We start from the raw sequence: 13,486 nt of genomic DNA on the forward strand, positions 1-13,486 counted from the left end.
ATACTTCCTTACAGGCCTGCGTGGGCGGCAATGGCGGCGGCGATGGCCAAGGCCAGCTCTTCGGGTTTGCGCTTGATCGAGTAGTTGGTCAGTTCAGGGTGGCTTTCAACGAAGCTGGTATTGAACTGGCCGCTGCGGAATTCCGGATTGCGCAGAATCTCCTGGTAATACGCGGCGGTGGTCTTGACCCCCTGCAGGCGCATGTCATCCAGGGCCCGCAGGCCACGGTCCATCGCTTCTTCCCAGGTCAATGCCCAGACCACCAGTTTCAGGCACATCGAATCGTAGAACGGCGGAATGGTGTAGCCGGTGTAGATCGCCGTGTCGGTGCGCACACCCGGGCCGCCAGGGGCGTAATAGCGGGTGATCTTGCCGAAGCTGGGCAGGAAGTTGTTTTTCGGGTCCTCGGCGTTGATACGGAACTGCAACGCAAAGCCACGGTGCTGGATGTCTTCTTGCTTGACCGACAGCGGCAATCCGGAGGCGATGCGGATCTGTTCGCGAACGATGTCGATACCGGTGATTTCTTCGGTGATGGTGTGTTCCACCTGCACCCGGGTGTTCATCTCCATGAAGTACACCTCGCCTTCGGCGAGCAGGAACTCCACGGTGCCGGCATTCTCGTAGCCCACGGCCTTGGCGGCACGCACCGACAGGTCGCCGATGTAGGCGCGCTGCTCGGGGGTCAGCTGCGGGCTCGGGGCAATTTCGATCAGCTTCTGGTTGCGGCGCTGGATCGAGCAGTCACGTTCGAACAGGTGCACCACGTTGCCGAAACTGTCGCCCAGGATCTGCGCTTCGATGTGCTTGGGATTGACGATGCACTTTTCCAGGAACACTTCCGCCGAGCCGAATGCCTTGGTGGCTTCGGAAATGACCCGCGGGAAGGCCTGTTCGAGTTCTTCGCGGCTGTTGCAGCGACGGATACCACGACCGCCGCCGCCGGACGTGGCCTTGAGCATCACCGGGTAACCGATGCGATCACCTTCGGTCAGCGCTTCTTCAATGCCCGCCACGTTGCCTTCGGTGCCCGGCGTGACCGGCACACCGGCCTTGATCATGCTGCGGCGCGCTTCGGTCTTGTCGCCCATACGGCGAATGACTTCTGCCGAAGGGCCAATGAATTTGATTCCGCGTTCAGCGCAGATGTCTGCCAGCTCGGCGTTTTCCGAAAGAAAACCGTAGCCGGGGTGCAAGGCATCACAGCCGGTTTCCACCGCCAGGTTCACCAGTTTGCGCGGGTTGAGGTAGCCGGCCAGCGGATCGGCGCCGATGCTGTGGGCCTCGTCCGCACGCTTGACGTGCAGCGCATGGCGGTCCGCGTCGGAGTAGACCGCGACCGAGCGAATGCCCATCTCGGCGCAAGCGCGCACGATGCGGACGGCAATCTCACCACGGTTGGCGATCAGGATCTTTGTTATCAATTGGAGGTTCCCTTGAGCCGGTGATACCACGGCCTGGGGTCCAGGCCGACGCGTGACCAGATGTAACAATTGGTCGCAGCCCCACACTAGTCCTGGCTGTTGATTAACAAAAATGAATAATTATTGGGTCATGCATAAGCAAAGACTTATAGTTGCGCTATCCGTCTCGGCCCAGGGTGCTTGAAAGATGCGTAAGTCATTGATGCGTATGACATTGCGTCAATTGCAGATTTTCAACGAGGTGTGCGACCTGAGGTCCTACAGCCGTGCAGCTGATGAAATGTCTCTCACACAACCGGCCGTTAGCCTACAGATTCGTTCTCTGGAAGAGCTGATTGGCCAGCCGTTATTCGAGTATGTCGGCAAAAAACTCTACATGACCGAAGCCGCCGAAGCCCTGCAACGTGCCAGCCGGGACATCTTCGGACGCCTGGAAAATCTCGATATGCAGCTCTCGGACATGCAGGGTTCGCTGCAAGGCCAATTGAAGCTGGCGGTGGAGTCCAGCGCCAAGTACTTCGTCCCGCACCTGTTCGCCGCGTTCAAGCGCCAGCATCCGGAGGTCAACCTGAACCTCACGGTGGTCAATCGCGGCCAGGTCATCCGTCGGCTCTCGGACAACCGTGACGACTTGGTGATCATGTCCATGGTGCCCCAGGACATGGGCCTGGAATTCCTGCCCTTTCTCAACAACCCCATCGTCGCCGTGGCGCCGCCCGATCATCCGTTGTGCCACATGGGCCCGCTGCGCTTGCAGGATCTGGAGCCCTATACGCTGCTGTTGCGCGAACCGGGGTCCGGCACGCGACTGGCCTGCGAGGAGTACTTCAAGGAGAAACGGGTGCATTTCACCCAGACACTGGAGGTGGCGTCGGCGGAGGCCCAGCGCGAGTGCGTAGTGGCCGGGCTGGGCGTGGCGCTGTTGACGCGCCACGCCGTGAGCCGGGAATTGTCGTCCGGCGCACTCATCGAGTTGCCGGTGGAGGAATTGCCGCTGTACCGCAGCTGGTGCCTGGTGCAGGCCAGGGCCAAACGCCTGTCACCGGTCGCTCACGCCTTCCTGGCATTCGTTCGCGGTGAGCGCGCTCAGATCATCGGCCTGGTTGAGCGCTTCGACGGGAAGCCACCGGCGTTGCCTGCCAGTAATTGAACTCTACTGCGTCAGGAAATTCGCTGATTTCGGCCAGGAGCTGGCGCTGTTCATAGCGGTCTTCGATGGCACGACGGAACGCCATGCGGCGTTGGTCTTCCTGCTGACGACGGGTTTTGACGGCGCTGCGTTCTTCGTAGGACTGGGTCATGTCGAGACTCCCAAGACGTATACGGGAGCTTTACGATGACGGCGCGGGATGACGGTTTGGCGGCGCGTGCGTTACAGAACGATGAATTCGGGCAAACGATCCCTGTGGCGAGGGAGCTTGCTCCCTCGCCACAAAAGCCCCTCGACCTCAGGGCTTGGGGTTCAGTCGTCCAGCGCCTTCACCGACTTGGGCGACAGCCGCAGGCTGCGAAGGCTGCGCTTCACGCTCTTGAGGTGGTTGACCAGGCTTGGACCACGGGCCATGGCGACGCCCATCGCCAATACGTCGATCACCACCAGGTGGGCGATGCGCGAGGTCAGCGGCGTGTAGATCTCGGTGTCTTCATGGACGTCGATGGCCAGGTTCACCGTGGACAGTTCCGCCAATGGCGTCTGGCTCGGACACAAGGTGATCAGCGAGGCACCGCTTTCGCGCACCAGGTTCGCGGTGATCAGCAAGTCCTTGGAACGCCCCGACTGGGAAATGCAGATCGCCACATCGGTGGGTTTCAAGGTCACCGCTGACATGGCCTGCATGTGCGGGTCGGAATAGGCCGCAGCCGTCAGCAGCAACCGGAAGAACTTGTGCTGGGCATCGGCTGCTACCGCGCCCGAGGCGCCGAAGCCATAAAACTCGACCCGCTGGGCCTGGGACATGGCCGTGACGGCTTTTTGCAACGCCACCGGGTCGAGCTTCTCGCGAACCTCCATCAGCGTATGCAGGGTCGTGTCGAAGATTTTCAGGCTGTAGTCCGCCACTGAATCGTCTTCATGGATCGCAAACTGACCGAAGCTCGCGCCGGCGGCCAGGCTTTGCGCCAGCTTGAGTTTCAGGTCCTGGAAACCCGAGCAACCGATGGCCCGGCAGAAACGCACGATGGTCGGTTCGCTGATGCCGACGCTGTGGGCAAGATCGGCCATGGAGCTATGCATCACGGCCGCAGGATCAAGCAGTACGTGATCGGCGACTTTCAGCTCCGACTTGCGTAGCAAGTGGCGTGACTGGGCGATGTGTTGCAACAGGTTCAAGGGGCTGGACTCTTGTTATGGGCAGATGCCGGGATGTAGCAAGCTTGTAGTTATACTACAAGAATTGGCTTTTTGCCCGTCCAAAACGTAACTGGATTGCCTCGCTGCCCCTTTGTTTTGGCCGAGGATCCGCCGATGTAGCAGCTTGTGCCGTAGCGCAAACCTTCAACGCTGCCGATCCGCTGATTTCCAGGCCCGTCCTGGGCTTTCAACGCGGGAAAAATCGTCTATCGGTCAATAGCCAACGCCTAAAACAACTTGCGCTCCTCAACAATATCTCCCAGTAACAATAGACAGTAGATCTTAAAACAGAACCAAGTAAACCATCGGAAACTCATTTCTCCTTACAATCCCAACCGCAATTGAGCAGACACTCTCAAGTCAAAGTAGATATATTGGCTCCCGCAGGACGCAATCAACTTAACTACAGGAGTTACTATCATGAAAATCACCACTAAAGATTGGACCGCACAAATCGACCGCATGCCAGGTGCCGCGTCTTTCCGCACCTTTGGCACCGTCACTGTAGCCAATAGCGGCGTTACCCCGACCTTGGTACGCAGCGATCTCCAGGACAAATCATTTGATTTGCGACTGGACTTGAAACTTGAACATTCCGATGGAGTTTCACTGCAAGTACTGACAGACAAGTTCGTTGAATACAAAGAGCTGGGCGACTCCAGTGTCACTGGCGTCAGTATCTTTTTCGAAGGCCAGTTACTGCACCACATCGATGACGTGCTAATCACTAACTAAGCGTAGACCCCATAACTTCCCGTCAGACGACTTCGTTGCCTGACGGGAAGTTATCGTCGTGGTTCAGGCTCATTCAGCCAGGTGTTGCGCCCGCAACAACCCAGCCAACCCTTCAGCCTCCACCGGCCGGCTGATCAGATACCCTTGAACCTCATCGCAACGTTCATTCCTGAGGAATTCGAGCTGCTCCTGCCGCTCAACACCTTCAGCCACGACCTTGAGCGACAACCCATGGGCCATTGCAATGATTGCCCGGGTAATTGCCGCATCCACGCTGCCCTCACCCAGCCCGCGAATGAACGCCTGGTCGATCTTCACGTAATCCACCGGGATGCGCTTGAGGTAACTCAGGGATGAGTAGCCGGTGCCGAAATCGTCGATCGCCAGCTTGACCCCAAGGTCACGCAATTGCTGGAACGTGGCGATGATGTGTTCAACGCTGTCGAGCAACTGGCTCTCGGTCAGCTCCAGTTCCAGGTATTGCGGGGCCAGGCCGGTTTCCTCCAGCACCTGCCGCACCAGGCTGACCAGCTTGCCCTGGCGCAGTTGATGCACCGACAGATTGACGGACACCCTGATCGGCGCGAGCCCCTGGCGTTGCCATTCGCATGCCTGCCAACAAGCCTGGCGCAATACGAATTCGCCAATCGGCCCGATCAACCCGGTCTCTTCGGCCAGGCCAATGAAATCCCCCGGTGGTACCCGGCCCATGGCCGGATGATCCCAACGCACCAACGCCTCGGCGGCGTTCAGGCGACCGGTCGCCAGGCACAGTTTTGGCTGATAAAAGACCTTCAGTTGTTGCTCTTCCAAGGCCTTGCGCAGCTGATTCTCCAGTTGCAGGCGCTCCAGCGTGCTGGCCTGGAGGCTGTCGGTGTAGAACTGGAAATTGTTGCCCCCCAAATGCTTGGCATGTTGCATGGCCATGTTCGCCTGGCTGACCAGCATGGCAACTTCTCGCGTGTTGTCAGGCAACAGGCTGATGCCGATCGAGGCACTGAGCACCAGTTCATGGCCTTCTATGGTCAGTGGCACACGCAGTTTGGCGGCCAGCCGAGTCGCCACCCGCGCCAGGCTCGAAAGGTTGCCATAGGCATCGAACAACACCGCAAACTCATCGCCCGATAGCCGGGCGATGGTATCCGCCTCGGGCAGCGCATTGATCAGGCGTCGTGCCATTTTCTGCAACAACTGGTCGGCGATGTCATGGCCGAGGCTGTCGTTGAGCAACTTGAACCGGTCCAGGTTGATATGCAGCAACGCCAGGCTGCGCCGTCCGCCCTGGCGCACCCGCTGATGCGCTTCGTTCAGGCGCTCGCGGAACAACGAACGATTCGCCAGCCCGGTCAATTCGTCGTAATGGGTCAGGTAGCGCATCCGTTCTTCAGATTCACGCCGTGCCGAAAGATCGGCGAAGAAGCCCACGATATGGCTGACATTTCCCCGAGCATCACGCACGACGTTCAGTTGCAGCCATTGCGGATACAACTCGCCGTTGGCCCGCGCCTCCACCAACTCACCCTGCCAGGTGCCGTGCTGCTTGAGCGCTTGGCGAATGACGGGGTAATGCCGGCGCGCGTCGCGACTGCACGGCAGGTCCACCACGTTGCGCCCGAGCATGTCAGCGATGTCGAAACCGGTGACCCGCGTGAACGCCTGATTGGCAGCGAGTAGCACGTAGTGGGGGTCGAAAATCACGATACCTTCGCTGGCGGCTTCGAACACTGTGGCCGCCAGTTGCCGTTGCTGCTCGAGCTCCTTGCTGGCGCTGATGTCTCGCCGGGTGCCGACCATACGCAGCACCCGTCCGCTCGCGCTGCGCTCCACGGCCCGGCCGCGGTCTTCGATCCAGACCCAGTGGCCATCGCCGTGGCGCACACGGTATTCGATCTGGTAATCCTCGCTGCGGCCCTTGAGGTGTTCGACCAGGGCCCGCTTGAGCGCCGGCAGGTCCTGGGGATGCAGGCGCGGGGTGAGGTGAGTGAGCATCGCCGTGATGTATTCGGGTTCCAGGCCGAAGAGTTCCTTGAGCTGAGTGTGATGGACTTCGTCAGTCTGCAGGTTCCAGTCCCACAACCCCAGTTCACTGGCCTTGAGCGCCAGGGCCAGACGCGCCTCACTCTTGCTCAAGGCCTGGCTGGCGACCTCCAGTTCAAGACTGCGCTGCGCGACCCGCGCCTCCAGGCCAACCTGGGCCGCCCGCAGTTTTTCCTCCGCAGAACGGCGTTGCTCGACCTCCCGGGCCAGCGCGTCGTTGAGCTGGGCGCTGCGGGTTTGTGCTTGCTGCAGATGCTCGATCAGCGCCTGGTTCTGGAAGCGTCGCAACAGGCCGCTTTGGATCAAGCGGTTGACTTGCCAGGCGACCACGCTCAGCGAGACCAGCACGATCAGCCCAAGCCAGCCCCACCCGCGTTGCTGCTCATCGCCGCCCCAGAAGAGATAGCCGATGGCCGGTAACAGGCAGGGCAAGGTAAAGGACAGGAAGGCGGGAAGACTCACCGCGTAGGCCACGCTGGCCGATAGGGCGGCCGCGCCAATCAGGCCGAACACCCATGCCTGCTGCTGGAAACTGTCAGCCGGGACCAGCGCGATACCGGCCCCAGCCAGCGTCAGGCCGGTCATCGCCGAGCCAAGCAAAAACATACGCAACCAGATCGGGTGTGCCTGGCGGCTCGGCATCGCCGAATCGAAAGCCGCCACCTGGATCACCCGCAAGGCCACCAGTGACAGCAACCAGACGAGCCAGACGCTGACCAGGAAATAGCGCTGCGGCTCCCATAACAGCGCGGCGCAGACCAGACCATTGAGCAACATGAACAGCGTAGGCAGCAGCGAGCCTTGATACAACAGACGTGTGCGCTCGACCGCCATCTCCATGGCGTACTGCTTGCAGATGACCCGCGGCTCCACACAGGGGCCCGCCGGATCGGAATTGAGGGTCATTGGCACTGTTCTTGTTCTTATATCAGTGGAGCGTGGAGAACCCGAAACAAGCACCGAGCATACACAAGCCACGGGGCATCCCACACTGCCCCAGCTCATAAAAATACGGAAAAAAGTCGCTGTTTCATTGGGTGGCGACCCTTTCGAGCGAGTCCCGCCAACGCCTGTAGCCCATGACCCACCGGTCATCACCAAGCGGTCTTTTATCGGCTGATGCAAAGCTCGGTTTGCCCGGGGTGGCGCCGCACCCTAGAATGCCCCGATGCGCGATGATCTCTCCCTTCTGCTGAACTCCCTCAACGATGCCCAACGTCAGGCCGTAGCTGCCTCCGTGGGTCGTCAGTTGGTCCTGGCCGGTGCCGGCTCCGGTAAAACCCGAGTGCTGGTGCACCGTATCGCCTGGTTGATCCAGGTCGAGAACGCCTCGCCCCATTCGATCCTGTCGGTGACGTTCACCAACAAGGCCGCGGCCGAGATGCGCCACCGCATCGAACAACTGATGGGCATCAACCCTGCCGGCATGTGGGTCGGCACGTTCCACGGCCTGGCGCACCGCTTGTTGCGGGCGCATTGGCAGGAGGCCGGGCTGAGCCAGACCTTCCAGATCCTGGACAGCGACGACCAGCAACGCCTGGTCAAGCGGGTGATCCGCGAGTTGGGCCTGGACGAGCAGCGCTGGCCGGCCCGCCAGGCGCAATGGTTCATCAACGGCCAGAAAGACGAAGGCCTGCGCCCGCAACACATCCAGGCCAGCGGCGACCTGTTCCTGGCGACCATGCGCAGCATCTACGAAGCCTACGAGGCGGCGTGCCAGCGTGCCGGAGTCATCGACTTCTCCGAGCTGCTGCTACGGGCACTGGACCTGTGGCGCGACCACCCAGGCCTGCTGGCCCATTACCAGAAGCGCTTCCGGCATGTACTGGTGGACGAATTCCAGGACACCAACGCCGTGCAATACGCCTGGTTGCGCCTGCTTGCCAAGGGCGGCGACAGCCTGATGGTGGTGGGTGACGATGACCAGTCGATCTACGGCTGGCGCGGCGCCAAGATCGAGAACATTCACCAGTACTCGGCGGACTTCCCGGACGCCGAAGTCATCCGCCTGGAACAGAACTACCGCTCCACCGCCGGCATCCTCAAGGCCGCCAACGCCCTGATCGCCAACAACACCGGGCGCCTGGGCAAGGAATTGTGGACCGACGGCGGCGAAGGCGAAGCGATCAACCTCTACGCCGCCTTCAACGAACACGATGAAGCCCGCTACGTGGTGGAAACCATCGAAAGCGCGCTGAAAACCGGCCTGGCCCGCAGCGACATCGCCATCCTGTACCGTTCCAACGCCCAGTCGCGGGTGCTGGAAGAGGCCTTGCTGCGCGAGCGAATCCCCTACCGCATCTATGGCGGCCAGCGCTTCTTCGAGCGTGCTGAAATCAAGAACGCCATGGCCTACCTGCGCCTGATCGAAGGACGCGGCAACGACGCGGCCCTGGAACGGGTGATCAACGTGCCGACGCGGGGCATTGGCGAGAAAACCGTCGAGGCGATTCGCGATCACGCGCGCCACAGCCATGTGTCCATGTGGGAAGCCATGCACCAACTGGTCGCCAACAAAGGCATGACCGGTCGCGCCGCCGGTGCGCTGAAGGCCTTCATGGACCTGATCGAAGACCTGGCCGCCAAGTGCGGGGAAATGCCTCTGCACTTGATGACCCAGACCGTCATCGAGCAGTCCGGCCTGATCGCCTACCACGAAGCGGAAAAAGGCGAGAAAGGCCAGGCCCGGGTGGAAAACCTTGAGGAACTGGTCAGCGCCGCGCGCAACTTCGAAAGCACCGAAGAAGACGAAGACCTGACGCCGCTGTCGGCCTTCCTGGGTCATGCCTCCCTGGAGGCCGGCGACACCCAGGCCGACGAACATGAAGACAGCATCCAGCTGATGACCCTGCACAGCGCCAAGGGCCTGGAGTTCCCCTACGTGTTCCTCGTGGGTATGGAAGAGGGCCTGTTTCCCCACAAGATGAGCCTGGAGGAACCGGGCCGCCTGGAGGAGGAACGGCGCCTGGCCTATGTCGGTATCACCCGCGCCATGCAGAATCTGGTGCTGACCTACGCCGAAACCCGACGTCTATATGGCAGCGAGACCTACAACAAGGTGTCGCGCTTCGTACGCGAAGTACCGAAAGGCCTGATTCAGGAAGTGCGGCTGTCCAACAGTGTCAGCCGTCCGTTCGGTGGCGGCCAGCAGCAAAGCACCAGCAGCCTGTTCGGCGGCAGCGACATCCCGGAAACCGGCTTCAGCCTCGGCCAGACCGTACGGCATTCGGTATTCGGCGACGGCGTGATCCTCAACTTCGAGGGCGCTGGCGCCCAGGCGCGGGTGCAGGTGAACTTCAGCGAAGGCAGCAAGTGGCTGATGCTGGGGTATGCCAAGCTGGAAGCAATCTAAAGATTTGCATAGAACCCTGTGGGAGCGAGCTTGCTCGCGATAGCGTTGGATCTGTCAATGTTGATGCTGACTGACACTCCGCTATCGCGAGCAAGCTCGCTCCCACAATTTGTTCGTTGGGCGCCGAAGTATCTCCGATAGAACTCATCCCCCTTTCCTACAGCCCAAAGCGAACAAGCCTTCTTGCACAGCCCAAGCTGAACCTAAGCTGTCACGCAAAAGCCCGAAACACTCTGTCGCTAGCCAGCAACAGTTCAGCTGTGCAACATGGCGCGCGTGCTATCCACAAATGGGAATGCCTTTATATGAAACGTTTTCTTAGCATCGCCATGGCGCTGTGCATTGGCCTGACGATGGCCATCGACGCCAATGCCGCCAAGCGCTTTGGCGGTGGTAAAAGCTCGGGCGCCGCCCCGACTCACCAAACCAGCCAGATGGCACCGTCCTCTGCCGCCGGTTCTACCGCTGCCACCGCAGGTGCTGCCGGTGCCGCGGGCGCGGCCACCAAGGCCAGCGGTGCTTCGCGCTGGCTCGGCCCCCTGGCCGGCATCGCCGCCGGTGGCCTGCTCGCCTCCATGTTCATGGGCGACGGCTTCCAGGGCATGCAGATCTTCGACATCCTGATCATGGCGGTCATCGCCTTCCTGGTCTTCCGCTTCATTGCCGCCCGTCGTCGCAAGCAGCAGGAGCAATTCGCACCAGCCGGCCATGCGCCGATGCAGCGTGAAGTGTTCAACCAGCAGCCCGCCAGCGGTTCGATCTTCGGTGGTTCGGCAGCGCCGGTGGCCGCTCGTCCGGTAATCAATGCGCCGGCCTGGTTCAACGAGCAACGCTTCATCGAAGCGGCACGCAGCCACTTCATGTCCCTGCAGCAACATTGGGACGCGAACGAAATGGACAAGATTGCCGAATTCGTGACCCCGCAACTGCTGGAGTTCCTCAAGCGCGAGCGGGCCGAACTAGGCGATGGCTTCCAGTCCACCTACATCGACAATCTGCACGTGCAACTGGACGGCGTCGACGATCGCGCCGACAAGACCATCGCCACCCTGACCTTCAGCGGTGTGTCGAAGGATTCTCGCTTCGACAAGGGCGAAGCGTTCAGCGAAAGCTGGAACATGGAACGTGCCCAGGGCGATGACCAGCCTTGGCTGGTAGCCGGTATCCGCCAGAACGGTTGAACCTTTACCCGTTTTGCATGTTGAAATAAAAGAACCCCGGCTCAGGCCGGGGTTTTCTATTTCGCAGTTGCATCTATAGCGAGCTACTGTATAAACCGCTCCATATAAAACCGCGCCATCGAGAAAGAGGATCCCCGGACGTGGAAGAAATCATCGAACAATTGCGTGAAGCCAACGAGCCCGTACCGGTCCCGCTGGAGTTGCCCGACGAAGACTTGCTGGTAGAGATCGAAGAGCAGCTGTTCATCGATATCCCATTCGTCTTCAGGGAGTTTTTGCTGACCGTCAGCGATGTCGTCTATGGCAGCCTGGAGCCGGTGACCGTCACCGATCCACAATCCCACACCTACCTGCCGGATGTGGCCGCCAATGCCTGGGATGCCGGAGTCGACCGCAGCCTGATCCCGATCTGCCAGGACGGCGACGATTACTATTGCGTCGAAGAAGACGGCACTGTGGTGCTGTGGCAGGCCGAGGAAGAGCTGGTCGCCGAAGAAACCTGGGAATCGGTCTGGCACTGGGCGCGGGACGTCTGGCTGGAAAGCTGAGCCCCATGGCCGGTCAATGCCCGGACGAGTCCTTGTGATTGTCCAGGGTTTCAAGCAAGGCCACCTGCATCCGTGTATGCAGGCGGATGAACCAGCGCCAGAGCAGTGCCGCCACGGCGGTCGCCACTACGGCGATCAGTACGAGCAACTTGTTGGTCGGCAGAATGCTGGCCGACAAGGCTGCCAATAGCAGGAAAATCACCAGCAGCGAGAGAATCGGGATCACTTCGGCGATCACCCGACGCACGCGCTGGGTGTGGCGGCCAGCCATCTCCGGCTTCACGCCCATCTCCGCCAACAGCATCGACAGCGCCTTGAGCTTGCGATAGGCGGCGATCAGGAACGGTAGCGACAGCAACAACGCCCCGCCCCAAATCAAGGCTTTCTGCCAGCTCGGGTCGCTGATCCACGCTTGCAGGTAAGCCGACATCCGCTCGGCGAAATATCCGCCCGAGACAAAAATCGCAATGACCAGCGCCAGGTTGACGCCGACCTGCAGCAAGATCCGCCGGATCATCGATGCCACCATCGCCCCTTCACCATGGGGCTGGATGCTGCGCAGCCATTCGCCATACATCCCCAGCACCCGCGTCAGCCGTTGCGGCATGACCGTCGCCAACTTGACGGACAGTGGGTCGGCGGCCCGGATCAGGTACGGCGTCAGCAGAGTGGTCAACACCGAGACGGCGACCGCAACCGGATAGAGGAAATCGCTGGTGACCTGCAGGGTCATCCCCAACGACGCGATGATGAAGGAGAATTCGCCGATCTGCGAAAGGCCCATCCCAACGCGCAGCGAGGTGCGTCCGTCGTTGCCGGCGATAAAGGCACCGAGGCCGCAGGACAACATCTTGCCGAGCACCACTGCGCCCGTGATCACCGCAATCGGCCAGGCGTACTGCAGCAATATCGCCGGATCGAGCATCAGCCCGATGGCGACAAAGAAGATCGCGCTGAACAGATCACGCACCGGCTCCACCAGCCGCTCGATTTTCAGCAGTTGCCGGGACTCAGCCATGATCGCACCGATCAGGAACGCCCCAAGCACCATGCTGTATTCCAGCTTCACCACCAGCAGGCAGAAGCCGAAACACAGACCCAACACGGTAATCAGCAGCATTTCGTTGCTGTCGAACTTCGCCACGTAGGCCAGCACCCTCGGCACCAGCAGAATGCCGATGACCAACGCGACGATCATGAACAACGACAACTTGCCGACTGTGGAAAATACCTCGCCGGAGCTCACGGTGCCGCTGACCGCAATGCTCGATAGCAAGGCGATGATGCCAATGCCCAGGATGTCCTCGACGATCAACACCCCGAAAATCAGCTGCGCGAAGCGCTCGTTCTTCATCTTCAGGTCGTTGAGGGCCTTGACGATGATGGTGGTGGAGGAAATGGCCAGGATCGCGCCGAGGAACAGCGAGTCCATGGTGCTCCACTCGAACCAGCGGCCGATTTCATAACCGATCCAGATCATCAGCACGATTTCGAGGAACGCCGCGATGAAGGCCGTGGCCCCAACCTTGAACAGTTTGCGCAGGCTGAACTCCAGGCCCAGGCAAAACATCAGGAAGATCACCCCGAGCTCGGCCAGGGTCTTGATCGTGTCTTCGTCGTGGATAAAACCGAACGGCGGCGTATGCGGGCCGATGATGAAGCCGGCTACGATGTAGCCCAATACCACCGGTTGCTTGAAACGATGAAAGAGCACGGTCACCAGCCCCGCTGCCATCATGATGATTGCCAAGTCTTGAATGAAACTGATGGCATGCATGTCGGAGCTCCCTGTTCAAATGACTCATCGCAGAGCTGGAGAAATCCATTTCCTCTGTAGGAATTGCCCTCACAACGGGCTT

10 protein-coding genes are annotated in these 13,486 nt (G+C 60.4%); 5 read left to right on the forward strand and 5 right to left on the reverse strand.

The window, feature by feature from the left end; genetic code table 11:
* Window positions 1-8: 8 nt before the first annotated feature.
* On the reverse strand, window positions 9-1,424 hold the full coding sequence (locus LOY50_RS28565; RefSeq protein WP_003187105.1) for an acetyl-CoA carboxylase biotin carboxylase subunit: 1,416 nt from the start codon (window positions 1,422-1,424) through the stop codon (window positions 9-11).
* A 187-nt stretch (window positions 1,425-1,611) separates the two neighbouring features.
* On the opposite strand from LOY50_RS28565, the gene LOY50_RS28570 reads away from it, so the two are divergent.
* Window positions 1,612-2,574 carry a LysR family transcriptional regulator gene (locus LOY50_RS28570; RefSeq protein ID WP_013694598.1) on the forward strand — a complete coding sequence of 321 codons (963 nt, stop codon included), beginning with the start codon at window positions 1,612-1,614 and terminating at the stop codon, window positions 2,572-2,574.
* Here the strand turns inward: LOY50_RS28570 and LOY50_RS28575 are convergent.
* Window positions 2,516-2,725 carry a PA3496 family putative envelope integrity protein gene (locus tag LOY50_RS28575; protein ID WP_258690067.1) on the reverse strand — a complete coding sequence of 70 codons (210 nt, stop codon included), beginning with the start codon at window positions 2,723-2,725 and terminating at the stop codon, window positions 2,516-2,518. The two genes, LOY50_RS28570 and LOY50_RS28575, sit on opposite strands and share 59 nt — an antisense overlap.
* 161 nt (window positions 2,726-2,886) lie before the next feature.
* Window positions 2,887-3,753: a transcriptional regulator HexR gene (gene hexR, locus LOY50_RS28580; RefSeq protein WP_003187110.1), complete on the reverse strand. Its 867-nt coding sequence runs from the start codon at window positions 3,751-3,753 to the stop codon at window positions 2,887-2,889.
* 441 nt (window positions 3,754-4,194) lie between these two features.
* Between hexR and LOY50_RS28585 the strand changes: the two genes are divergently transcribed.
* On the forward strand, window positions 4,195-4,509 hold the full coding sequence (locus tag LOY50_RS28585; protein ID WP_024616475.1) for a hypothetical protein: 315 nt from the start codon (window positions 4,195-4,197) through the stop codon (window positions 4,507-4,509).
* 69 nt (window positions 4,510-4,578) lie between these two features.
* On the opposite strand, the gene LOY50_RS28590 is transcribed toward LOY50_RS28585, so the two are convergent.
* Window positions 4,579-7,452 (reverse strand): EAL domain-containing protein, encoded by a 2,874-nt coding sequence (locus LOY50_RS28590; protein ID WP_258690068.1) that lies wholly within the window; start codon window positions 7,450-7,452, stop codon window positions 4,579-4,581.
* Between the two features lie 262 nt (window positions 7,453-7,714).
* On the opposite strand from LOY50_RS28590, the gene uvrD reads away from it, so the two are divergent.
* The 3 genes from uvrD to LOY50_RS28605 all read left to right on the forward strand — a co-directional run bounded on the left by uvrD (window position 7,715) and on the right by LOY50_RS28605 (window position 11,627).
* Entirely contained in the window at window positions 7,715-9,898 is a 2,184-nt protein-coding gene (gene uvrD / locus LOY50_RS28595) for a DNA helicase II (protein ID WP_214511077.1), read from the forward strand.
* A gap of 305 nt (window positions 9,899-10,203) precedes the next feature.
* Window positions 10,204-11,079: a Tim44 domain-containing protein gene (locus LOY50_RS28600; RefSeq protein WP_013694601.1), complete on the forward strand. Its 876-nt coding sequence runs from the start codon at window positions 10,204-10,206 to the stop codon at window positions 11,077-11,079.
* A 140-nt stretch (window positions 11,080-11,219) separates the two neighbouring features.
* Window positions 11,220-11,627: an SMI1/KNR4 family protein gene (locus LOY50_RS28605; RefSeq protein WP_024616886.1), complete on the forward strand. Its 408-nt coding sequence runs from the start codon at window positions 11,220-11,222 to the stop codon at window positions 11,625-11,627.
* Between the two features lie 13 nt (window positions 11,628-11,640).
* On the opposite strand, the gene LOY50_RS28610 is transcribed toward LOY50_RS28605, so the two are convergent.
* Window positions 11,641-13,404: a cation:proton antiporter gene (locus LOY50_RS28610; RefSeq protein ID WP_214511078.1), complete on the reverse strand. Its 1,764-nt coding sequence runs from the start codon at window positions 13,402-13,404 to the stop codon at window positions 11,641-11,643.
* Window positions 13,405-13,486 lie beyond the last annotated feature (82 nt).

Source organism: Pseudomonas sp. B21-010 (assembly GCF_024749325.1).
Lineage (GTDB): Bacteria > Pseudomonadota > Gammaproteobacteria > Pseudomonadales > Pseudomonadaceae > Aquipseudomonas > Aquipseudomonas kilonensis.